General features: G+C 68.1%; 18 protein-coding genes. 5 read left to right on the top strand and 13 right to left on the bottom strand.

What is annotated here, in order from left to right; genetic code table 11:
• Positions 1–3 precede the first annotated feature (3 nt).
• Entirely contained in the window at positions 4–1,071 is a 1,068-nt protein-coding gene (locus AWC18_RS01995) for an amidohydrolase family protein (protein ID WP_085137333.1), read from the bottom strand.
• Position 1,072: 1 nt separating this feature from the next.
• Positions 1,073–2,632, bottom strand: a complete 1,560-nt coding sequence (gene ffh, locus AWC18_RS01990) for a signal recognition particle protein (protein WP_085137331.1) — start codon at positions 2,630–2,632, stop codon at positions 1,073–1,075.
• A gap of 348 nt (positions 2,633–2,980) precedes the next feature.
• On the opposite strand from ffh, the gene AWC18_RS01985 reads away from it, so the two are divergent.
• Both AWC18_RS01985 and AWC18_RS01980 read left to right on the top strand, forming a co-directional pair.
• Positions 2,981–3,823 carry a PE family protein gene (locus tag AWC18_RS01985; RefSeq protein ID WP_064999036.1) on the top strand — a complete coding sequence of 281 codons (843 nt, stop codon included), beginning with the start codon at positions 2,981–2,983 and terminating at the stop codon, positions 3,821–3,823.
• 35 nt (positions 3,824–3,858) lie between these two features.
• Positions 3,859–5,028 (top strand): PPE family protein, encoded by a 1,170-nt coding sequence (locus AWC18_RS01980; RefSeq protein ID WP_085137328.1) that lies wholly within the window; start codon positions 3,859–3,861, stop codon positions 5,026–5,028.
• A 1,126-nt stretch (positions 5,029–6,154) separates the two neighbouring features.
• Here AWC18_RS01980 and AWC18_RS01975 read toward each other — a convergent pair.
• The 5 genes from AWC18_RS01975 to AWC18_RS01955 form a co-directional block, all read right to left on the bottom strand.
• The gene (locus tag AWC18_RS01975) at positions 6,155–7,021 is read right to left on the bottom strand and encodes a [protein-PII] uridylyltransferase family protein (protein WP_420093294.1); all 867 of its coding nucleotides are present in this window, start codon (positions 7,019–7,021) and stop codon (positions 6,155–6,157) included.
• Between the two features lie 132 nt (positions 7,022–7,153).
• The gene (locus AWC18_RS01970; protein ID WP_064998510.1) at positions 7,154–7,492 is read right to left on the bottom strand and encodes a P-II family nitrogen regulator; all 339 of its coding nucleotides are present in this window, start codon (positions 7,490–7,492) and stop codon (positions 7,154–7,156) included.
• Positions 7,398–8,873 (bottom strand): ammonium transporter, encoded by a 1,476-nt coding sequence (locus AWC18_RS01965; protein WP_064998509.1) that lies wholly within the window; start codon positions 8,871–8,873, stop codon positions 7,398–7,400. Before AWC18_RS01965 ends, AWC18_RS01970 begins: the two co-directional genes overlap by 95 nt.
• Positions 8,874–9,110: 237 nt before the next feature.
• On the bottom strand, positions 9,111–10,658 hold the full coding sequence (locus AWC18_RS22165) for a hypothetical protein (RefSeq protein ID WP_165757966.1): 1,548 nt from the start codon (positions 10,656–10,658) through the stop codon (positions 9,111–9,113).
• 47 nt (positions 10,659–10,705) lie between these two features.
• A complete protein-coding gene (locus AWC18_RS01955) occupies positions 10,706–11,983 on the bottom strand; it encodes a PE-PPE domain-containing protein (protein ID WP_234806403.1) in 1,278 nt (425 codons plus the stop codon).
• 276 nt (positions 11,984–12,259) lie between these two features.
• Between AWC18_RS01955 and AWC18_RS01950 the strand changes: the two genes are divergently transcribed.
• The gene (locus tag AWC18_RS01950) at positions 12,260–13,036 is read left to right on the top strand and encodes an SDR family NAD(P)-dependent oxidoreductase (protein ID WP_024443240.1); all 777 of its coding nucleotides are present in this window, start codon (positions 12,260–12,262) and stop codon (positions 13,034–13,036) included.
• An 87-nt stretch (positions 13,037–13,123) separates the two neighbouring features.
• Here the strand turns inward: AWC18_RS01950 and AWC18_RS01945 are convergent, their stop codons facing one another.
• From AWC18_RS01945 to AWC18_RS01920, 6 genes are all read right to left on the bottom strand, one after another.
• Positions 13,124–13,843 carry an NUDIX hydrolase gene (locus AWC18_RS01945; protein WP_085137326.1) on the bottom strand — a complete coding sequence of 240 codons (720 nt, stop codon included), beginning with the start codon at positions 13,841–13,843 and terminating at the stop codon, positions 13,124–13,126.
• 55 nt (positions 13,844–13,898) lie between these two features.
• Positions 13,899–14,882 carry a glycoside hydrolase family 6 protein gene (locus tag AWC18_RS01940; protein WP_085137324.1) on the bottom strand — a complete coding sequence of 328 codons (984 nt, stop codon included), beginning with the start codon at positions 14,880–14,882 and terminating at the stop codon, positions 13,899–13,901.
• A gap of 63 nt (positions 14,883–14,945) precedes the next feature.
• Positions 14,946–16,220: a signal recognition particle-docking protein FtsY gene (gene ftsY, locus AWC18_RS01935; RefSeq protein WP_234806402.1), complete on the bottom strand. Its 1,275-nt coding sequence runs from the start codon at positions 16,218–16,220 to the stop codon at positions 14,946–14,948.
• A gap of 50 nt (positions 16,221–16,270) precedes the next feature.
• Positions 16,271–19,861: a chromosome segregation protein SMC gene (smc, locus tag AWC18_RS01930; RefSeq protein ID WP_085137320.1), complete on the bottom strand. Its 3,591-nt coding sequence runs from the start codon at positions 19,859–19,861 to the stop codon at positions 16,271–16,273.
• A gap of 19 nt (positions 19,862–19,880) precedes the next feature.
• Positions 19,881–20,162 carry an acylphosphatase gene (locus AWC18_RS01925; RefSeq protein ID WP_085137318.1) on the bottom strand — a complete coding sequence of 94 codons (282 nt, stop codon included), beginning with the start codon at positions 20,160–20,162 and terminating at the stop codon, positions 19,881–19,883.
• A complete protein-coding gene (locus tag AWC18_RS01920; RefSeq protein ID WP_064998502.1) occupies positions 20,149–20,565 on the bottom strand; it encodes an OsmC family protein in 417 nt (138 codons plus the stop codon). Before AWC18_RS01920 ends, AWC18_RS01925 begins: the two co-directional genes overlap by 14 nt.
• A 125-nt stretch (positions 20,566–20,690) precedes the next feature.
• On the opposite strand from AWC18_RS01920, the gene AWC18_RS01915 reads away from it, so the two are divergent.
• Both AWC18_RS01915 and AWC18_RS01910 read left to right on the top strand, forming a co-directional pair.
• Positions 20,691–21,320: a DJ-1/PfpI family protein gene (locus AWC18_RS01915; RefSeq protein WP_085137408.1), complete on the top strand. Its 630-nt coding sequence runs from the start codon at positions 20,691–20,693 to the stop codon at positions 21,318–21,320.
• Positions 21,321–21,339: 19 nt separating this feature from the next.
• A complete protein-coding gene (locus AWC18_RS01910) occupies positions 21,340–22,113 on the top strand; it encodes a PIG-L deacetylase family protein (protein WP_085137316.1) in 774 nt (257 codons plus the stop codon).
• Positions 22,114–22,333 lie beyond the last annotated feature (220 nt).

The raw sequence follows: 22,333 nt of genomic DNA, 5'->3' as shown, positions 1-22,333 counted from the left end.
CGCTCAGCGCACCTGGCCGCGCAGCATCACCAGATCGGGTTGCCGCAGTACCTCGGGGCCGCTGCGCGGATCGTCGGCAAAACACACCAGGTCGGCAGGAGCGCCCTGCTCGAGCCCCGGTGCCCCCAGCCAGCGCCGGGCAGCCCAGCAGGCCGCTCCCAGCGCCTCGGTCGCACTGAGGCCCACCCCGGACAGGGCGTCGACCTCGTCGGCGATCCGGCCGTGGGCCACCATGCCGCCCGCATCGGTGCCGGCGTAGATCGGCACGCCCGCCTCCCGGGCGGCGCCGATCCGGGTTCGACAGGTGGCGTGCAGCGCGCGCATGTGGGCGGCATAGGTGGGGTACTTGGCCGCCGAGTCGGCGATCCCCGGGAAGTTGTCGATATTGATCAGCGTCGGCACCAGGGCCGTGCCGTTGGCCAGCATCAGCTCGATGATGTCGTCGGTGATACCGGTGCCGTGCTCGATGCAGTCGATGCCGGCGTTGATCAGGCCTGGCAGCGCGTCCTCGCCGAACACGTGCGCGGTGACCCGCGCCCCGTTGGCGTGCGCGGCATCGATGGCCCTGCGCAACACGTCATCAGACCACAGCGGGGCCAGGTCCCCCACCCCGCGGTCGATCCAGTCCCCCACCAGCTTCACCCAACCGTCACCGCGAACTGCTTGGGCAGCAACGACTTCCGGAAGCTGATCCTCGTCGTCGACGTTGATCGGCAGCCCGGGGATGTAGCGCTTGGTGCGGGCCAGGTGCTGGCCGGCGCGAATGATGCGCGGCAGGTCGGCACGGTCGTCGAATGCGCGGGTGTCGACCGGCGAGCCTGCGTCACGGATCAGCAGGACACCGGCGCGCCGTTCGGTCTCGGCCTGGCGCAGCGCCTCGTCGATGTCGACGGGACCGCCGGGGCCGATCCCGACGTGGCAGTGCGCGTCGACCAGACCCGGGATGATCCAGCCGTCGGCGAAGACGGTCTCGGCTCCGGCGACCGGCTCGAGGCTGATCGTGCCGTCGACGATCCAGTACTCGACAGGCTGTTCATCGGGCAGCCCGCGCCCACAGACGTGCAGCGCCAAATTACTTCTGCCCCGGGAAGTTCAGCTTGGACAGGTCGAAGTCGGCCAGCCCGGGCGGCAGCTCGTTGAGCCCTTCGGGCATCTGTGACAGGTCTGGGAAACCGGCGGGCATCCCCGGGCCGCCAGGGCCGAACAGTCCCCGGACCTTCGGCGGGGTCGGGCCGCGGTTCTTGCCCTTCTTGCCGCCCTTGCCCTTGGCTTTGCGAGTCGCGCTCTTGCGGCCCAGCCCGGGCATGCCCAGGCCACCCATCATCGATGACATCATCTTGCGGGCTTCGAAGAACCGGTCGACGAGCTGATTGACCTCCGAGACGGTGACGCCCGAGCCGTTGGCGATGCGCAGCCGCCGGGAGGCGTTGATGATCTTCGGGTCAGCCCGCTCGGCCGGGGTCATACCCCGGATGATGGCCTGCAGCCGGTCCAGTTGGCTGTCGTCGACGGCGGCCAGCGCGTCCTTCATCTGGCCGGCGCCGGGCAACATACCCAGCAGGTTGCCGATCGGGCCCATCTTGCGGATCGCCAGCATCTGCTCGAGGAAATCCTCCAAAGTCAGCTCGCCGGAGCCGATCTTGGCCGCCGCTTCCTCGGCCTTGCGGGCGTCGAAGACCTGCTCGGCCTGTTCGATCAGGCTGAGCACGTCACCCATGCCCAGGATGCGGCTGGCCATCCGGTCGGGGTGGAAGACGTCGAAGTCTTCCAACTTCTCACCGGTGGATGCGAACAGGATGGGCGCGCCGGTGACCTCCCGCACCGACAGTGCCGCACCGCCGCGGGCGTCGCCGTCGAGCTTGGTGAGCACGACCCCGGTGAAGCCCACACCTTCTCGGAAGGCATCGGCGGTGGTGACCGCATCCTGGCCGATCATGGCGTCCAGGACGAACAGCACCTCATCGGGCTGCACCGCATCGCGGATGGCGGCGGCCTGGGCCATCATCTCCTCGTCGATACCCAGACGCCCGGCGGTGTCGACGATGACGACGTCGAAGTGCTTGGCCTTGGCCTCGGCCAGACCGGCGGCGGCCACGGCGACCGGGTCGCCGGGCGTGCCGGCATCACCGGCGACCGAGGTCCCCGGGTGTGGGGCGAACACCGTGACGCCGGCGCGCTCCCCGACGACCTGCAGCTGGTTGACCGCGCCGGGGCGTTGCAGGTCGCAGGCCACCAGCAGCGGAGTGTGCCCCTGGCCGCGCAGCCAGGTGGCCAGTTTTCCGGCGAGCGTGGTCTTTCCCGCACCCTGCAGACCGGCGAGCATGATCACCGTCGGCGGGGTCTTGGCGAATGCCAGCTGCCGGGTCTGCCCACCGAGGATGCCGATGAGCTCCTCGTTGACGATCTTGACGACCTGCTGAGCAGGATTGAGCGCGCCGGACACCTCGGCGCCTTTGGCACGGTCCTTGATCCGGCCGATGAAGGCGCGCACCACCGGTAGCGAGACGTCGGCTTCCAGAAGAGCCAGCCGGATCTCGCGGGCGGTGGCGTCGATGTCGGCGTCAGTGAGACGGCCCTTGCTGCGCAGCCCCTGCAGGGCCCCGGTCAACCGATCGGAGAGGGATTCAAACACGCCGCCAGCCTATATCTGCTCGTGTGGCGGGCGGGCGGGCCGAGGCGACATCGACGGCAGCGTCTTGGTGCCAGGCGATCCCCAGGAACGCCTTCGCGGAACCCTCCGCAGCGAATTAATTGTTACGACGGTGTTAGAAACTTCGCACCGTTAAGGCAGCAATACCCATTCGTTAATCCCCTGTTTCATGGGATTCACGGTGAATACGCATCCGTTAAGGATTCACACCCAACCGCTAAGTAATTGTTACCAATCGCGATGGTGGCTCATATCTCTGCGAAGCTTTGCGCATCACAAGCCAGCACGCCGGATAACCAAGACGAGACCGGCCATTTGCGAGGAGGACGCATGTCGTTCGTTAAAGCTCTCCCCGAAGCCATGACCTACGCGGCCGGGCAATTGGCGGGGATCGGTGAAGCGCTGGCCACTGAGAACGGTGCCGCGGCGATCCCGACCACCGTCATCGCCCCCGCCGGTTCCGACCCGGTGTCGTTGCTGCAGGCCGGGGTGTTCTCGACCTACGGGACTCTTTACCAGACGATCAGCGAGCAGGCCCAAGCGGTCCACCAGCAATTGGTGCAGGTCCTGGGCCTCAACGCCACTGCGTACAACACCGCCGAGGCCACCAACCAGGCCACCGCGCAGGCCGACTCGATCATGGACTGGATCCTGTACACCCTGCTCGGCGTTCCGACCGAGGGCAGCAGTTCCTACCTGTCGAGCAACCTGGCCAACATCGAGAACATCGGTGTGGGCAACTGGGCCTCGGCGGGTTCGGCCCTGCTGGGTCTGGCCGGTGGTGGTCTGCTCGACTTCCCCGAGGAGATCGCCGCCGAGGGGGCTGCCGGCCTCATGGGCTACGAAGCGCCCGTGGTGACGCCGGTCGGCGCACTGCCCGTGGCGGCCGGTATGGCACAGGCCACCAGCGTCGGAGCCCTGTCTGCGCCGCCCGCCTGGGCCGCTGAGACCGCGGCCGCTCAGGCTGCCTCCGCCGCTGCGGCCCCGGGCCGCTTGGCTGCGGCGGCCGCGGCGAGCGCCGTCGCTGCCCCGCACGGCATGGCCGGCATGCCCGCCATGGGGGCCGTCCCGGCCGCTATGGCCGCCGCCGGAGCCGGCCGCGGCGTCGGGAAGTTCGGCGCCCCGCGCTATGGAGTCAAGCACACCGTCATGCCAAAGCCGGCAAACGTTTAGGAAACCTGCCCCACCGACGAGAACGGGATACGCATATGGATTTCGGAGCACTACCCCCTGAGGTCATTTCCACCTGGCTGTACACCGGAGCAGGTTCCGCACCGCTGATGTCGGCCGCCGCTGCGTGGAGCAGCCTGGCCGCTCAGCTGGAGGAAGCGGCCGCATCGGCCCAGTTGGTGATCGCCGAGCTGGCCGGCGAAGACTGGAACGGTCCGGCGTCAGCGGCGATGGTCACCGCCGTCGAGCCCTACCTGACCTGGCTGCAGACCACTGCGACGGCCGCCTTCCAGGCCAGCTCGCAGGCGTTGGCCTCGGCCGGAGCGTTCGAAGCCGCTCGCGCGGCCGTCGTTCCTCCGCCGGTGATCGCCGCGAACCGGGCACAGCTGGCCGCCCTGGTCGCGACGAACTTCCTGGGCATCAACACCCCGGCGATCCTGGCAACCGAGGCGCAGTACCTGGAGATGTGGGCCCAGGACACCTTGGCGATGTTCGGCTACACCACCGCATCGTCGAGCGCCTCGACGCTGACCCCGGTGGCTCCGGCACCCCAGACCACCAACCTGGTCGGCGCGGCGCTGTCGACTGCCGGCTCCGCCACGGGTGGGGTCGAGCAGGAGCTGAACCACACTCTCGGCACGCTGACGGGCGCACTGAATGGACTCGCTGCCCCCGGATCCGCCGAAGCGATCACCGACCTGGGGAATGCGGTCGACCTGTTCCTCGGCACTCCGTTCTTCGCCAACATCATCAACAGCGGCGTGAACACCGCAGCCTGGTTCGTGACCACCACCATCCCGACGGCGGTGTCACTGGGCCACACGCTCGCCCTTGCCCCTGCGGCTGCCCTGGCGTCCGACGTCACCGGCACCGACGGCCTTGCGGCCGGCCTGGGCTCCGGCGTGCTGGCCGGCATGACCCAGCCGGTAGGTGCCCTGGGCGGAGCACCGGTGGCCGCCGGACTGGGCCAGGCCTCCACGATGGGCGGCATGTCGGTACCGGCAGGCTGGTCGTCCGCAGCGGGCAGCCAGGTCGCGGCATCGACCGGATCGGGCTGGACGGTTGCTGCCGACGAGGCCGCCGAGATGCACGCCGCCCCGGCGGCCGGCATGGCCCCGGTGGGTGCGGGTGGACGTGGCGGCGCCGGTACCGGTGGCCCCCGCTACGGCTTCCGGCCCACGGTGATGCCCAAGCAGGTCATGGTCTAACAGACCTCGGTGCGCCCTCCTGAGGGTCGCCGGCGATGACGGGAGCCCCGTCGAGCCGGACCTCAGGGGGGCGTACTGCATTTCTGCGCCGGTCACCCGGGCAGGTACGGCCCCGGATGCAGCCACAGTTGAGGCCGATGATGCAGGCATTCGGGTCGGCTGGGGATGCGCCCGGAACGGGCGCAAAGACGCTATTGGGGACTGGAGCTGCCACCGCGGCGCCGACCATGTCGGCACCCGCGAGCTGAACCATCAGAGCGACGCCGGCGGTTCCCAGCAGCGCTGCGGTCATCCTGCGGAAGTGTCTCATCGCCATCCTCAATGTTTCGTCCGTGTTTTCGATGTTTCGTTCGTGTTTCCACCCCCTCACACAAGGTACGTTCCATTTCTGATAGAACTCTGAGACGGCTCGCCTTCCCGCGCCATTTTCCGCAGGTCAGAGGCCATTTGTGCATTGAAGGACATTTCGATCAAATGGCAGGAATTACGCGCTCTGGTCGTCTCTGAGCGCAGCCCTATCGCGATTGCGGGGGCGGACCGATCTCAATCGCGACCTCACCGCCGCGGGGGACGAATCAATTTGGGGAATTAGTCCCACCGAATGCCGGCGGGAACCCTATGGCCAGGGAGCGCCAGGGCGGTGGTTTCTCGGCCCTGGTCCTCTCCGGGTTTTGGAGTTTGTGTCGACACCTGGGGGCCGGGCGCCGGAGCTAGTGCCCGGCGGTTCATGACCGGACACGGAGGGGGACATGCGGGACGGGCCCGGGCAGCCGGCGGTCCGTGTCGGCTGGGTGTCCAAGGACCGCTCACGCCGCCCACAAGGAGCCCAACCGCAACGGGGTCGTGGCCGGCTTCGTCGAGCCACTGGATCGTTTGGACGCCCCGAAAAAGCCCTGCCAGGCCCGCCAGGCTCCCCGCGAGCCGGAATTCCACGACGCGACACGCCCGTATCACGTCGTCAGATTCCGGCTCGGCGGTCCTCACGGGTCTGACTCGATTCGAACAAGCCAAAGGTCAAGTCGTCGACGCGAAACCACCTTGGCATTTGACTCAAATACGCCGATTGGCGGGACCTGTTCAGGTCCCGCCAATCGCCGCCAGCAAAAACACTGCTAATGCACGAAGATCACGCCCGAAGCGCCACCATGCCGCGACGCGGCAACAAGCTGGCCGTGGCCCACAGTTCGGCGTCGACGCGTTGGCTGATCGTGCGGGCCGCACCCGAGAGCCTTGTTGCCAAGTCGGCCTTGTCTCCGAGCCCCAGTGCGGCGCTCACCTGCTCGGTGTAACGGGCCGAGAGGAGATCATGTCCGCGGCCGCAGACCCGGTGGACCTCGGTGCGGACATCGAGCAGCGTCCGATAGGCGCTGCGCAACGGGCCCCCGGGCCGACGCACAGTCGAGCGACCGGGAACCTGCGCGAGGGCCAGCGCATCGAGTAGCTGAACATCGCGCAACCCCCCGCGGCCACATTTCAGATCCGGTTCCGCGTTGCCGGCGATGTCCCCGCTGCGCTGCCACCGAGAATGTGCCAGGTCGACGAGTTCCCCGTAGCGCGTGCCGATTCCGGCGCGCCATTGCGCTCGGACCCCGGAGATGAGGCGAGCCGACACCTGCTTGTCCCCGGCGATATGGCGTGCGTCCAGCATGGCCAGGGCGGCCAGGAGGTCGGAATCTGCGACCTCCAGAGCCTGCGGAACCGTCCGGACGCTGTGATCGAGACGAACATTGGCGTCCCACAGCGGATACCAGAGGAGATCCGCCGTGCGCCCGACGGCACCGCCCGGCATGCCGTCGTGCACCAGCAACAGGTCCAAGTCGGAGTGCGGAAGCAACTCGCGACGACCCAACGAGCCGGTTGCGACCAAGGCGAAACCGCTGCCGGCCACGACACCGATCTCGGTGGCCTTGGCGACCAACCACGATTCGTGCACCTGCCGGTATACCCGGCGCAGTGCGGTCGAATCCCACTGTGCGGACGTCGCAGCCCGCAATCCCGCTCGAATCGCGGCCAGGTCGGCTGCCGAGCAACTCCGTGGACGTTGCTTCGGGCTGGTGGTTGGTCCCCCGCGGCTCATGGTGTCTACACCGCCTCGGATCGGGCTACCGAAGACCGGACTACCGACTCAGACCGCGTCGGCGCCGCGCTCGCCGGTGCGCACCCGGACCACCGACTCCACCGGGCTGACCCAGACCTTGCCGTCGCCGATCTTGCCGGTGTGCGCAGCTCGCACGATGACGTCCACAATCTTGTCTGCGGCGAAGTCATCGACGAGTACCTCGACCCGAACCTTGGGAACGAAGTCGATGGAGTACTCAGCGCCACGGTAGACCTCCGTGTGGCCCTTCTGCCGGCCGTAACCCTGGACATCACTGACCGTCATCCCCAGCACTCCGGCTTCTTCCAGACCAGTCTTGATGTCCTCCAGCGTGAACGGCTTGACGATCGCGGTGATCAACTTCATGTTCTCTCCTCTCTTCACCCGAGTAAGCAACAACCGCACTGCCAGCGCCCACGAGGTCGTAGCCGCTTTGGATGTGTTCGGCCTCATCGATGCCCGAAGCCTCATCCTCGGCGTCCACTCGCAGGCCGATGGTGTACTTGACGATCAAGGCTACGATCGTCGTTCCGACGGCCGAGTACGCCAAGACACTCAACGCGCCGATGGACTGGCGCCACAGCTGGTCGAAACCACCGCCGTAGAACAGGCCGGCCGACACGTCGTCTTCACCGAAGATGGCAGCCGTGGTGGGAGCCGCGACCAGTCCGATCAGCAGGGTTCCGACAAGACCACCGACCAGGTGCACGCCCACGACATCGAGCGAGTCATCAAAGCCGAAGCGGTATTTCAGTCCCACTGCCAGGGCGCAGACGATGCCCGCCACGACGCCGATGACCAAGCTGCCGACGACGTCGACCGCCGCACAAGACGGGGTGATCGCAACCAATCCGGCCACAATTCCCGAAGCGGCACCCAACAGCGTGGCGTGACCGTCGCGGATTCGCTCCACCAGCAGCCAGCCCAGCATCGCAGCAGCCGTCGCGACCGTGGTGGTGACGAACGTCGAGCCGGCGACTCCGTTGGCACTACCCGCCGACCCGGCGTTGAATCCGTACCAGCCGAACCACAGCAGGCCGGCGCCGAGCATCACCAGGGGCAGATTGTGCGGCCGTATCGGAAGTGTCGGCCATCCCTGGCGCTTGCCCAGGATGATTGCCAGCACCAGTGCCGCGACACCCGCATTGATGTGCACCGCGGTGCCGCCCGCGAAGTCGATCGCATGGATCTTGTTGGCGATCCAACCGCCGTACTCAGCGGTGCCTTCGTCGAAGGCGAAGACCCAGTGGGCGACGGGGAAATACACGATGGTGACCCACAGTGCGGAGAACAGCAGCCACGCGCCGAATTTCATTCGGTCGGCCACCGCTCCCGAGATCAACGCGACCGTGATGATCGCGAACATCATCTGGAAGCCCACAAAGACTGTTGCGGGGACTGTGCCGACCAGCGGTATCTCAAACGCAGCGGTACCGCTGGCGGGATCGGCAGCGACTCCGTCGATGCCGATGAGACCTTTGAGTCCCCAGTAGTCCGTCGGGTTTCCGACGACGTTGCCCACATCGTTGCCAAAGGCGAGGGAGTAACCGTAAAGAACCCACAGTACGGTCACCACGCCCATGGCGCTGATACTCATCATGATCATGTTCAGGACACTCTTGACCCGGACCATGCCGCCATAGAAAAACGCCAGACCTGGCGTCATTAAGAGCACTAGGGCGGCGCTTGTCAGTATCCAGGCTGTGTCACCGGTGTCGGGCACCCCCATCGTTGGGAACTGATCCATGCACCAAACCTCCTCTGCAGCGACCGGTTGCCATGTGAACCAGGCTTGGCATAACGATGCTCAACAGTTGTTTCAGCTCTAGCTCCGCTCCGTTGCAGATATGTGACCAGCTGCTCACAACCGTGAACGAGATAAGAACAATTAGGAAGAGCGCAGGGAAGGTTCCGGCACGCGCCGGGCGCGCAAATAAGCGCGCAAATAGAAGAGTCGGGCCGGGCTGTGCGGCCCCGTCAGGTGCTAGGGACGCACGCCGGGCGCACCCCCGGCGCCCCCGGCGCCACCGGCGCCATCGACGTTGGGCTCGCCAGGTTCACCCGGTTGACCAGGGATTCCTCCGGTAGACCCACCGTCACCGCCGTCTCCACCGTGACCACCGTCGCCGACCAAACCGTTACCGCCGGCGCCGCCCTTGCCGCCGCGACCACCGGAGCTGCCGGTCTGGTCCGCCGCTGGACCGCCGTTGCCGCCGTTCCCGCCGTTTGCGCCGATCCGCCCGCTACCGCCGGCACCGCCCGCTCCCCCGGCACCACCACTGCCACCGCTGGTTCCGGCGCCGCCGGCACCGCCCGCGCCGCCGTTGCCGCCCTGGCCCCCGGTGCCGAATGGGTTGGTCAGGCCTGCGCCGCCCGCACCACCGGCGCCGCCGTTACCGTCGAGACCGGCCTGCCCGGCCGCGCCGAGCCATCCGACGCCGACGCCGGCAGCACCGCCGCGCCCGCCGTTGCCGCCGTCGCCGCCGTTGCCACCGTTGGGCTGACTGGCGGTGCCGACGCCGCCGGCCGCGCCCGCTCCTCCGACGCCGCCGGCCCCGCCGTTACCGCTGAAGCCCAAGAGCCACCCGGCATTTCCGCCCACGCCGCCGTTGCCACCGGCGCCGCCGTTCAATGCGGTCACGTCGGGACCGTTGACGCCGGCCCAGCCGGACCCGCCGAGCCCACCGGTTCCACCGAATCCCCACCCGGCCACGGCGTTTCCACCTGCACCGCCGGTACCGCCGGGGTGCGACACCAATGATGTGCCGTCGAAGGTGTCGTGAAATCCGATGCCGCCCCTGCCACCCACACCACCGTCGCCGAACCACCATCCACCGTTACCGCCCTGGCCACCGGCGCCGGCCTCTATCACCACGCCGCCCGCGCCCAGATAGGCGGCGGCGCCCTGACCGCCCGCACCACCGTTGCCGAACAGTCCGGCGTCGCCGCCGTTACCGCCCACGCCCCCGTTGACCCCGGCGACGCCGGCAGCACCGTCGCCGCCGTCCCCGAACAGGAACCCGCCGTCGCCGAGGTCGCCGAAACCCAGCCAGCCGAACAACGAGATGTTGGGTCCGTTAAAGCCGTCGATGCCGTCACCGATCAGATACCGGCCGAACATCAGCACGTAGGGAGTGTTGATCAGGTCGATCAGGAGCTGGTTTCCGGCGGTGTGCAGGAATGTCTCCAGCGCGTCGTGAATCGGGAGGTAGAAGCTGTCCTGATAGAGCTGCGCCCAGTCGGCCGGTTCAAACGGGTCGAAAGCGGCAACGCCGATGTCGCTGGGGTCGAAGCTGGCAATGCCGATGTCGCTGGGGTCGTAGCCGGCAATGCCGATGTCAGCGAGATCGGGGTTGAGGTCAGGCGTGTCGAACCAGGTTCCGGGGTCGAAGAAGTCGAAATCCGCCAGGGCAGACGGCGGGGTCACCAGAGGTCCCAGAGCGAGAGTGAACGCCGCCGCGGCACCGCCCATCGCACGACTCATCCGACCGGTTGCGTTACCACCCGCACTACGGCGAAGACGACGATCCATGGCGACTGCCTTTCTACGACCAACCCGTGTGACGGGCCAAAGCTAACTTAGGCGGCGGTGAGCGAGTCGAGGCCGAACAGGTCGCCGATCCAGGACAAAACGGGGTTGTCGTCAAGGAAAGACGCGAGAGAGCTCAGGAGATCCGGCGCGTCGGTCGCGTCGGTCGCCACTGCCGAACCCCCGAACAGGCCGCCGAAGGCCGGGGTGGGGCTTTGGATGTCGAAGAAAACCCGCTGGGCCGCGTTCCACAGCGTGGAGAACGGCTCCTGCTCCAGAAACGAGCCCCACACGTAGTTCCCCGGGGTCCCCAGGTCACGAAATGCCGCCTGAACGCCTTGCGCCCAGGCGACGCTCAGCGCGGCATTGACCTCGTCCCAGCTGATGTGGCTGGGCAACAGCTCGAGGCTGAACGATGTGGGCATATTGGCCGGTCCCTGGTTCCAGCCTTCGGTGAGACTGCCGTAGCCCAGGTTCACCAGGATGCGCAGACTGGGTTCCAGGAGGTCGGCCAGCGGGTTGCCCCAGCCCGGGTTCAGCCGCAGCAGGTCCACCAGCGGAAGCGTTTCGCTGGGGATGATGTAGTAGTTGGTGAGACTGTCGCCGGTGGTTTCCAACTGAACCGCGTTGGCGATGTCTTCGGAAGTCAGGCCGAAATAGGCGATGTGGGTGGAGAACATGCCCACGATGGCGTTGAGATCTGCCACCAGGTTCAGCGGATACCGCGGGAAGTCGGCATACCCGTCGTATTCCAATGTGTAGACGTCGGTGGCGAAGTGGTCCGGCGTCGGATGCCCGAGGGTCATTCCGTTCCAGAATGTGAGGTCGCCGCCCCAGAAGTTCAGCAGTTGGAGCAGACCACCGTTCGGGTTCGCGGAATTACCGACAAGCACGAAATGAACGTCTTCTGCCGGCACCCCCTGGTGGTGCAGCTGTTCCATCGTCATCGACGACATCGCCGAACTCTGCGAGTAACCGAAGACATAGACCGGGTTGTCGGCATTCACTCCCCCGCCGGCGATCTGCCTCTGAATGGCGTCGGCCAGGATCTGGGCGCCTTGAACCATCGAGATGTTGCCGGGGAAGTACAGCTGGGGCGTGAACAATGACTTGGCGGTCCCGGTGAAACCGTGCGGCTCCAGGTACAGCAGATCGGCGGCGTTGACGTAACCCGGTGAGGGCAGTGGAATCCCGCTGCCGCCCATGACGAATGCCACGTCACCGCCGGTCAGCACCACCTCCGGCGACACCGCGGCCGATGCCCGGGCAGATGGTGGCGAAGCCGTGAAAATCCCTGCCATGGCGGCGAAGACGGCGACAACGCTCACGACAGCGAGAACTGCACGACCACGGGGAAGCGAACGCCCCCCCTGCGGACCGGCCATCGCGACGACACCAGCCATGGAAACCCCTTGAAAAGCCCTTCAACGCACCGCAGACCGCGGAAGCCCAACCGAAATTAGATCACCCGCAACAGTTCTAGTCAGTTGATCCGGAGAAAGCCAGCCAGATTGACATAACCGCGCTTATTCGACGTGATAAAGAATCGGCCTTTCACCTTCCCGAATCCGAGAGCGGACCGCCGTCCAAGTAAAGTGTCCATCGTGGATATTAATGGAGCAAGCGCGATCGTCACCGGTGGCGCATCAGGAATCGGCGCGGCCACCGCCCGCCAGTTGGCCGACAGGGGCGCACGGGTCGTCGTCGCCGACCTGCAGGCGGACAAGGGTGAGGCACTGGCCCACGAGATCGGCGGCGTGTTCGTGTCCGTCGACGTGACCAGCACCGAGCAGATCATCGACGCGGTCAACACCGCGACCGACCTGGGTCCGCTGCGGGCGCTGGTGAACTCGGCCGGTATCGGCTGGGCTCAGCGCACCATCGGCAAGGACGGCGAGTTCGAGTCGGCGCACAACCTCGACGCCTACAAGAAGGTTCTCGCCATCAACCTGGTCGGCACCTTCGACTGCATCCGGATCGCGGCCACCGCGATGAGCCGCAACGAGTTCACCGACACCGGCGAGCGGGGCGCAATCGTCAACATGACCAGTGTTGCGGCTTTTGACGGCCAGATCGGCCAGGCCGCTTACTCGTCGTCGAAGGGCGGCGTCGTGGGCCTGACCCTGCCGGTCGCCCGGGACCTGTCAGCGGCGGGCATCCGCGTCAACACTGTGGCCCCCGGTCTGATCGACACGCCGATTTACGGCGAGGGCGAGGCCTCGGAGGCCTTCAAAGCCAAACTCGGTGAGTCCGTGCTGTTCCCGCACCGGCTCGGCAAGCCCGAAGAGCTGGCGTCGATGGTGGTGGAGTTGCTCACCAACTCCTACATGAACGCCGAAGTCGTCCGCGTGGACGGCGGCATTCGGATGCCACCGAAGTAGTTCACTGGCGTTGAGATTGCGTCCAGGGCCGCGAATATCGCGACATGTACAGCCCTGGGCGCAATCTCAGCAATGACGGCCTGGCAGCTATTTCCAGGCGAATACCGGTTGCTCCAACTCGTCGACCCGGTCACCCCGGCCCTCCAGGCACAACCACCGCAGTTGCAGCAACACCGCCCCGGTCGGCGCGTGGATGAGGTCATTGCCCAGCGGGATCTGCACCACCGGGCGTGGGCTCTCCGGAATGCTGACGAAGCGCGGCGAATCATCGCGTTGCAGCTGATGTAGCCCCACGCGGTAGACCGCCACCACCTCATCCGGCGCGGGGCGCGGATCGAGCCGCCCACCGCCCCAGATCACCACCGGCGTGATGACGTATCCGGAGCGGGTCGGATAGTCGTCGAGTACGCCGAGCACAGCCGAGTCGGACAGTCGGACGCCGACCTCTTCGTCCAACTCGCGAAGAGCGGCGTCGATCGCCGTTTCGCCGGGATCCAGGCGGCCACCGGGCAACGTCCACTGTGCGGCGTGCGAGCTGAGGCGAGAGGCTCTGCGGCACAAGAGGAATGCCGCGCCCCCGGATACGTCGACCATGCGACCGTCCAGACCAGCCTCCGGCATGGGGCGACCGGCGATCCAGTCGTCCACCGGTGCGGGGTCGACCCGGTCTTCGGCGACTTCGGAGTCCACGATCACCACCGCGACGGCGGCGTGCCGCTTCGACGGATCGGTCACCGAGCGACGGTCGTGCCCGCCCAGATGTAGCCGGATCCGTTCCCGCAGCGCCTCGTCATAGCTGATCGTCACGGATTGACCATAGGCGGCGCGGCGGGAACGATCGCGCGGCCGGCTCGCGGGCCGGTCAGTCGGCGGTCCACCCCGCGTTGCGCGCCAGGTTGATCGCGTACTCGCTGACGAAGTGTCCCGCGGCGGGCTCGCCGGAGCCGCAGCTGCCGTCGGACTCCCCGACCCGCTTGACCCACAGGTAGGCGTCGGCGTGCTGCCCGGCGGTGTTGGCGGTCGGCGGCGTGCCCAGGGCCCGGCCGCTGGGATTGCACCAGCCGTAGGGGTCGCCTTCGGCGGGGCCGGCACCGTTGCGCGACGTGTCGATCACGTAGTGCGCGCCACCGGTCATGCCCGAGATCTCTTCGCCGTAGCCGATTTCCTCTTCGGTCGTGTAGTAGTTCGTGCTGTTGAGCGCGAAACCACGCGCGCGCGCCACACCGGCCTGGTTGAGCCGGTTGGCCATCTCGCCGGCGCTGACCCACCGCGAGTGCCCGGCGTCGACGTAGACGGCCGTGGCCGGGTTGCGGCCCAGCGTGTCCACGGCGTAGCTGATCAGGTCGAAACGCTCCTGACGCGCATCACCGGAGAGGCAATCCGCCATGGCCAGGGCGTCGGGCTCGAGAACGATCGCGGCCGGGTTGCCGCCGATACCGTCGGCGACGCTGTCGATCCACGCGCGGTAGGACGCCCCGGAGGAGAATCCGCCCGCGGCGTAGCTGCCGCAGTCGCGGTGCGGGATGGCGTAGAGCACCAGCACCGGCATGGCACCGGCCGCCGCGGCCGCGCCGGTGTGGCGGGCCACCGTCGAGGCGACAGCTCCCACGCCGAAGGCCTGGTCCAGCCAGTACGCCTGCGGCGTGTTGGCCACCCGAGCCAGCTCGACACTGTCCGGCTGGGCCTTGGAGGCATTCATCGCCTTCGAGATGGGATCGACGTAGAAGGGCATGCCGCCCAGCGGGTTGTCACCGTCGGCCTGGGCGGGGGCCGCGCCGGCCAGGGCCGCGACGACCATGAGGGGGGTGAGGCAGCGCGCGATCGCGCCAATTGCTGAGGGGATCACAGGCAAAAATTACCTTATGGCCTAGCCGAGGTCACAAGACGGTCACGGCCGCGGCCGGAGCGTTCAGCCCAGCAGCGCGTCGACGAAGGCCCCCGGCTCGAACGGAGCCAGATCGTCGGGCCCCTCGCCAAGCCCCACCAGCTTGACCGGCACCCCCAGCTCCTGCTGTACCCGGAACACGATTCCGCCCTTAGCCGTTCCGTCCAGCTTGGTCAGCACCACGCCGGTGATGTCGACGACGTCGGCGAACACCCTGGCCTGGGCCAGACCGTTCTGTCCGATGGTGGCGTCGAGGACCAACAGCACCTCGTCGACGGTGGCCCGCCGCTCCACCACCCGCTTGACCTTGCCGAGCTCGTCCATCAGACCGGTCTTGGTGTGCAGGCGTCCCGCGGTGTCGATGAGCACGACATCGGCGCCATCGGCGATGCCCCTGTCGACGGCGTCGAAGGCCACCGCGGCCGGATCGCCGCCCTCCGCGCCGCGCACCACCTCAGCGCCGACCCGCGCGGCCCAGGTCTGCAACTGGTCGGCCGCCGCGGCCCGGAACGTGTCGGCCGCCCCCAGCACCACGCGACGGCCATCGGCCACCAGCACCCGCGCCAGTTTGCCGACCGTGGTAGTCTTGCCGGTGCCGTTGACACCGACCACCAACAGCACCGACGGATGGTCGTCGTGCGGCAGGGCCCGGATGGAGCGCTCCAGACCCGGCTGCAGCTGCCCGATGAGCACATCGCGCAGCACCTTGCGAGCATCGGCTTCGGTGCGCACCTGACCGCCGGCCAACCGTTCACGCAGCTGGTTCACCACCGATTCGGTGACCACCGGGCCAAGATCGGCCACCAGCAGGGTGTCCTCGACGTCCTGCCACGAGTCGTCGTCGAGGTCTCCGCCGCCCAGCAGCCCGAGCATGCTGCGGCCCAACGCGTTCTGCGACTTGGCCAACCGACCACGCAGCCGGTCCAGCCGGCCCTCGACCGGCTCGATGTCGGGCTCGACGTCCGGCTCGGGGGCCTCAGGCGCCGGCGCTGCCTGGGGTTCGGGCACTGCGGGGGGCGCTTCGGGCAGATCGACGTCGGTGATGGTGCGCCGCGGCGCATCACGCGGCACGGTCGCGTCGTCGCCGATGACGGGTGCCGGCGACTCCGGCGTCTCGGTCCGAGTGAACGTGATACCCGAGGAGGCGGTGTATCCGCCGGAGCGATCCAGACTCTCGCGTTGCGGCGCGGACAGGCGGATACGGCCGCGCCGATGCCGCACCAGACCCCAGACGAGCACAGCGACCAGGGCTATCGCGACAACGACCGCCGCAGCGATCAGGAGAGTTTGAGTCGACACGACCGTCATTGTGGCAGCAGGGACTTAAGCGCCGTTGACGCGGCGGTCCATCACGCCTGGCTGGAAACGAGCTCTTCGCCCCGGATTCGCTGGGAGATCACCGCGGTGATCCCATCGCCCTGCATGGTCACCCCATAGAGCGCGTCGGCGACTTCCATCGTCGGCTTCTGGTGGGTGATGACGATCAGCTGGGAACGGGCCCGCAGCATCTCGAACAGCGCCAGCAGCCGGCGCAGGTTGGTGTCGTCCAGCGCGGCCTCGACCTCGTCCATGATGTAGAACGGCGACGGGCGGGCCCGGAAGATCGCGACCAGCATGGCAATGGCAGTCAGGGACTTCTCCCCGCCGGACAGCAGCGACAGCCGCTTGACCTTCTTGCCGGGCGGACGGGCTTCGACGTCGACGCCGGTGGTCAGCATGTCGTTGGGGTCGGTCAGCAGCAGGCGGCCCTCCCCGCCGGGGAACAGCGCTGCGAACACCTCGCTGAACTCACGCTCCACGTCGGCGTAGGCGTCGGTGAAGACCTGCAGGATGCGCGCGTCGACCTCGGACACCACGTCGAGGAGGTCTTTGCGGGCCGCCTTGACGTCCTCGAGCTGGGTCGACAAGAAGTTGTAGCGCTCCTCCAGCGCCGCGAACTCCTCGAGCGCCAAGGGGTTGACGCGGCCCAGTTCGGCCAGCTCGCGTTCGGCGCGTTTGGCCCGGCGCTCCTGGGTGGCGCGGTCGAAGGGCATCGGGGCAGGCGCGGTCACCAGCTCGCCGCGTTCGCGGGCCTGCTCGAATTCGGCGATCTCCAGTTCCGTCGGCGGCAGCGCGACGTCCGGGCCGTATTCGGCGATCAGGTCTGCCGAGCTCATCCCGAACTGTTCCAGCACGGTCTGCTCAAGTTGCTCGATGCGCATAGCCGCCTGCGCCTTGGCGACCTCATCGCGGTGCAGCGACTCAGTGAGCGCGGTGAGCCGGGCGCTCAGGGAGTTCACCTCGTCACGAACGGCGACCATCGCGGCCGCACGCTGCTGGCGTTCACCGGCCAGGCCGTCCCGGATCCGTGCCGCCGCGGTCACCACGTGCTGGAGGCGCTGCGCCAGTGCCCTGCCGGCGTCGGCCACTGCTGCTGCCGTGGTGGCCGCGCGTGCGCGTGCGGCACGGGCCTGCTCGGCACGTACCCGCGCTTCGCGTTCGGCCGCCGCCGCCCGGCGCAGGGAGTCCGCCTTGCCGCGCACCGCATTGGCACGTTCCTCGGCGGTGCGCACCGCCAGCCTGGCCTCCACCTCGACGCTGCGCGCCGCCTCCGCAGCTGCCGCGATCTGCTGGCGATCCACCGGTTCGACGGCGGCGGTCGGCTGATCCTCCTCGGCATTGCGCAGGCGGGTTTCCAGCTCGCTCAGCTCGGTGACAGCCTGCGCCCGGCTGGTCTCCAGCTCTTCGCGCTCCCGCAGCCGGCGGCGCCACTCGGCCTCGGCCGCGCGGGCCTCCTGACCCAGCCGGCCCAGCTGTTCGTGGGTGGCGGCGATCGCGGCGTCGGACTCGTTGAGGGCGGCCAGCGCCTGCTCGGCGGCGTCACGGCGCGCGGACTGCTCAGCCAGCGCTCCGGCGAGGGCGGCGCCCAGTTCGCCGGCTCGTGACTCGGCGGCGGCCAGTTCAGCGCGGGCCTTGTCGATCTCGCTGTTGATCTCCAGGGTGGACGGCTTGCGATCCGATCCGCCGCTGACCCAGCCGGCGCCCACCAGGTCCCCGTCCAACGTGACCGCCCGAACCCCGGGGCGGGCTGCCACCAGGTCGAGCGCCGCGGGCAGGTCCTCGACCACCGCCACCGCCGACAACATGGCCGTCATCGCGCCGCGCAACTTCTCCGGCGTCTCGATCAGGTCTACCGCCCACAGCGCTCCGTCGGGCAGTGCCGCGCGCGGTTCGGTTGCGGGCATCGGCCAGTCGCCCAGCACGATCGCGGCCCGGCCACCGTCGCCGTGCTTGAGCGCGTGCAGTGCCGAGCGCGCCGCGCCCGCGTTCTCCGCGGCCAGCGCGTCAGCTGCGGAGCCGAGCACCGCCGCCAGTGCCGTCTCATACCCCGCGCGCACTTTGACCAGCTGCGCGATCGACCCGAACAATCCGGGGTCGCTGTGGTTGGCCACCAGCCACGCGGCGCCGTCCCGGCGCTCCAGCCCCATCGACAGCGCTTCGATACGGGCGTGCAGTGACGCGACCTGCCGCTCGGCGGCGCGCTCGGCCGCCTGCAGTTCGGCGACTCGCTCATCTGCCGCCTGCAAGGTGGCCACGGTCCGCTCGTGGTGCTCGTCCAGACCGACCTCGCCCTGATCGAGCTCGGCGACGCGGCCCTGAACCGTCTCGAACTCCGCCTGTGCGGCCTGAGCTCGCCCGGCGGCCTCCTCGATGCGCGTCGAGAGCTGAGCGACGTGAGTGTCGATCGACTCGACCCGCGCCCGAATGGTCTCCACCTGACCGGTCAGCCGGGCCAGTCCCTCACGCCGGTCGGCTTCGGCACGGACCGCAGCCAGATGCGCCTTCTCCGCCTCGGCGCTGCGGCGCTCCCGCTCGGCCAGCTCGGCCCGCGCCGCCTCCAGCCGGGTGCCGGCCTCGGCCAGTTCGGCCAACAGTTGCTGCTCGGCCGCGGCCACCTGCTCGGCCTCGGCTTCCAGTGCATCCGGGTCGACGCCGGAGGTGGTGATCGGCTCGTCCTCGAGATGGTGTGCGCGTTCACTGGCGATGCGCACAGTGGCGCTGACCCGCTCGGCGAGCGCGGAGAGCGCGAACCAGGTCTGCTGGGCGCTCTCGGCGCGCTGGGTCAGGCTGGCGACCGCCGACTCGTGGGCGGTCAGCTCGTCGGCGGCCACCGAGAGGCGCTCGGTGATCTGATCGTGTTCGCGGCGCAGCGCCGCCTCGGCGTCGGCGGTCCCGGCGAACTCGGCCTGCCGCTTCACCAGGTCATCAGCGGTCAGCCGCAATTTGGCGTCGCGCAGGTCGGCTTGGATGGTGGCCGCTCGTCGTGCGACTTCGGCCTGGCGGCCCAACGGCTTGAGCTGACGGCGCAGCTCGGTGGTCAGGTCGGTCAGGCGGGCCAGGTTGGCCGCCATCGCGTCCAGCTTGCGAACCGCCTTCTCTTTGCGCTTGCGGTGCTTGAGCACCCCGGCGGCCTCTTCGATGAAGGCCCGGCGATCCTCGGGGCGCGACTCCAGGATCTGCGCCAGCCGGCCCTGCCCCACGATCACGTGCATCTCACGGCCGATTCCGGAGTCGCTGAGCAGCTCCTGGACGTCCATCAACCGGCAGCTCGCGCCGTTGATCTCGTACTCACTGGCTCCGTCGCGGAACATCCGCCGGGTGATCGAGACCTCGGCGTACTCGATCGGCAGCGCGTTGTCTGAGTTGTCGATGGTCACGGTGACCTCGGCACGACCGAGCGGGGCGCGCGAGGAGGTCCCGGCGAAGATGACGTCTTCCATCTTCCCGCCGCGCAGGGTCTTGGCGCTGTGCTCCCCCATCACCCAGGCCAGCGCGTCGACCACGTTCGACTTTCCCGAGCCGTTCGGTCCGACCACCGCGGTGATGCCCGGTTCGAAACGCAGAGTCGTCGGCGCGGCGAAGGACTTGAAGCCCTTCAGCGTCAAGCTCTTGAGATGCACGGGAGCTGAGACTACCGGTCTAGCGTTCGGCGAAGCCGTCGATCGGGTCCCCGGCGTCCGCCCAGTCGGCGACGACGGTGTCCACCCGTCCCGGCGTGGTGCCGCCCTGCAGCAGCTCCAGCAGGCGTTGACAGTTCGCGCGGGGGCCTTGGGCGACCACATGCACCCGACCGTCCGGCCGGTTGGCGGCGTAGCCGGTCAGGCCCAGTTCGAGTGCCCGAGACCGGGTCCACCACCGAAATCCGACGCCCTGGACGTGGCCGTGCACCCAGGCGGAGAGGCGGACGTCAGGACTGGTCACCGGAGTCGATCTCGAAGCGCACTTCGGTGCCGGATTTCAGGGTGCGGCCCACCGTGCAGACCTGGTCGACGGCGCGATACACGACAGTCAGCAGCCGTTCCCTGTCCGCGTCGTCCAGACCCGACAGGTCGAGCTTGAGCACCTCTTCCAGCAGTGGATAACGCTCCTGCTCCCGGTCGGCGGGCCCCGAGACCTCGATGGTGGCCTGGTAGTCGTCGCCGAGCCGGCGGGCCAGCGGCGCATCGCTGGACATTCCGCTGCATGCCGCCAGCGCGATCTTCAGCAGCTCCCCGGGGGTGAAGACGCCGTCGACGTCTTCACTGCCGACCAGTACCTGCGCGCCCCTAGAACTGCGTCCGGTGTAGCGGCGGGTTCCGGTGCGCTCCACCCATAATTCCGTCATGGGGATATCTTGGCAGCCCCGGTCCCATCAGCGCCGAACGTGTGCTCAGCGCGAACAATCGCGCGATTTCTCGTCGGCATGACACGCTCGGCGAGCCGCGGTGAGGCGCGTAGTCTCTTGTGGACATGCAGGTCGCGATTCCGCTGTTTCCGCGGTTCACCGCCTTGGACGCGGTCGGACCCTATGAGGTGCTGCAACGGGTTCCGGACGCCGAGGTGATCTTCGTCGGGCATCGCCGTGGTGAGGTCCGCAGCGACAACGGAATGCTGGGGATCCTCTGCGATGCTCGGTTCGACGAAGTGAGCGAACCCGACGTCCTCGTGGTCCCCGGCGGTATCGGGACACGAATGCTTCTCGACGACGCGGAGTTGCTCGACTGGGTGCGCAACGCCCACACCCACACCAGGTTCACCGCCTCGGTGTGCACCGGCTCGCTGCTGCTGGCCGCCGCGGGACTCTTGGACGGGCTGACCGCGTCCACCCACTGGAGCGCCGTGGACCTGCTGGAACACCTGGGTGCCCGCTACGTGCAGCAGCGGGTGGTCGAGCATCTGCCACAGCGGATCATCACCTCAGCGGGGGTCTCCAGCGGTATCGACATGGCACTGCGCCTGGTGGAGCTGCTGGCGGACGCCGAGACGGCCCGCGCCATTCAGCTGCTGATCGAGTACGACCCGCAGCCACCGTTTGACTCCGGGGCGCTGACCAAGGCCGGCGAGGACGTGCGTCGGCGTGCGGCCCAGTTGCGGCACTGACACGGGCATCTGGTCCTTCATGGCCACGGTCGTCGCCTTCCACGCCCACCCCGACGACGAGGCGATTCTGACCGGGGGAACTCTGGCGCGAGCGGCAGCCGAGGGGCATCGTGTCGTCGTGGTGGTGGCAACCGATGGACGCGTGAACAACGACGACAGTGATCGCCTGCGCGAATTACATACGAGTGCAAGGATTCTCGGTGCACACCGGGTCGAATGTCTGGGCTACGCCGACAGCGGTTTCGGGGCGTACTTCTATCCCGACCCGCCGGGGCGAGTCAGGTTCGCCCGCGCCGACATCGACGAGGCGGCGCATCGGCTGGCGGCCATCTTGCGTGAGGAGGCCGCGGATCTGCTGCTGAGCTACCAGCCCAACGGTGGCTACGGCCACCGTGATCACGTCCGCGTTCATCATGTCGGTAGGCGGGCCGCGCAGATCGCGGCGACGCCGCGCGTGCTCGAGGCAACAATGCCCCGCGAACTACTGGCCCGTGTTGCCGATGTCGCGCGACTACTGCGATTGCCGGCCCCCTATGAGCGTGAGGTGGTGCGCACGGCGTATGCACCCGGGTCAAGCATCACTCACCGTATCAACGTCTTTCGGTTTGCCCGGCAGAAGCGGGACGCCCTCGTTGCGCATCGCTCCCAGATCGGCGCCAGTGCCTCCGCGGCACGACTGTTGGCGATACTGAGGAGGCTTCCCCCGCAGGTGGCCGGTCTGATGCTCGGCCGGGAGTGGTTCGTCGACCCGGATCTGCCGCCGGGCAGAGTGCACCGCAACATCTTCGAGTGAACTGGGGCCACCGCGGCGCGGGGCCACCGCGGCGCGGGGCCACCGCGGCGCGGGACCACCGCGGCGCGGGACCACTGCGGTGCGGGGCCACTACGGCGCGAGCGTGCGCAGGATGCCAAGTTCTGCGGCGTGTTGGCGTGCAAACACTCAGTGTCAGGGTGACAGGTGCCGCTGTGCGGTGGTTGGGTTCTTCTCACCCGGTGTCTGACTCTTGCAAACA

It is taken from the genome of Mycolicibacter nonchromogenicus (assembly GCF_002101775.1).
Taxonomy (GTDB): domain Bacteria; phylum Actinomycetota; class Actinomycetes; order Mycobacteriales; family Mycobacteriaceae; genus Mycobacterium; species Mycobacterium nonchromogenicum.
The sequence above is the reverse complement of the archived record's forward strand: the minus strand, read 5'-3'. Positions and strand labels throughout refer to the sequence as shown.

Coding starts and splice junctions, on each gene's coding strand:
- AWC18_RS01985 (WP_064999036.1), top strand. CDS start 2,981: ATGTCGTTCGTTAAAGCTCTCCCCGAAGCCATGACCTACGCGGCCGGG.
- AWC18_RS01980 (WP_085137328.1), top strand. CDS start 3,859: ATGGATTTCGGAGCACTACCCCCTGAGGTCATTTCCACCTGGCTGTAC.
- AWC18_RS01970 (WP_064998510.1), bottom strand. CDS start 7,492: ATGAAGTTGATCACCGCGATCGTCAAGCCGTTCACGCTGGAGGACATC.
- AWC18_RS01965 (WP_064998509.1), bottom strand. CDS start 8,873: ATGGATCAGTTCCCAACGATGGGGGTGCCCGACACCGGTGACACAGCC.
- AWC18_RS22165 (WP_165757966.1), bottom strand. CDS start 10,658: ATGGATCGTCGTCTTCGCCGTAGTGCGGGTGGTAACGCAACCGGTCGG.
- AWC18_RS01920 (WP_064998502.1), bottom strand. CDS start 20,565: ATGACGGAATTATGGGTGGAGCGCACCGGAACCCGCCGCTACACCGGA.
- AWC18_RS01915 (WP_085137408.1), top strand. CDS start 20,691: ATGCAGGTCGCGATTCCGCTGTTTCCGCGGTTCACCGCCTTGGACGCG.
- AWC18_RS01910 (WP_085137316.1), top strand. CDS start 21,340: ATGGCCACGGTCGTCGCCTTCCACGCCCACCCCGACGACGAGGCGATT.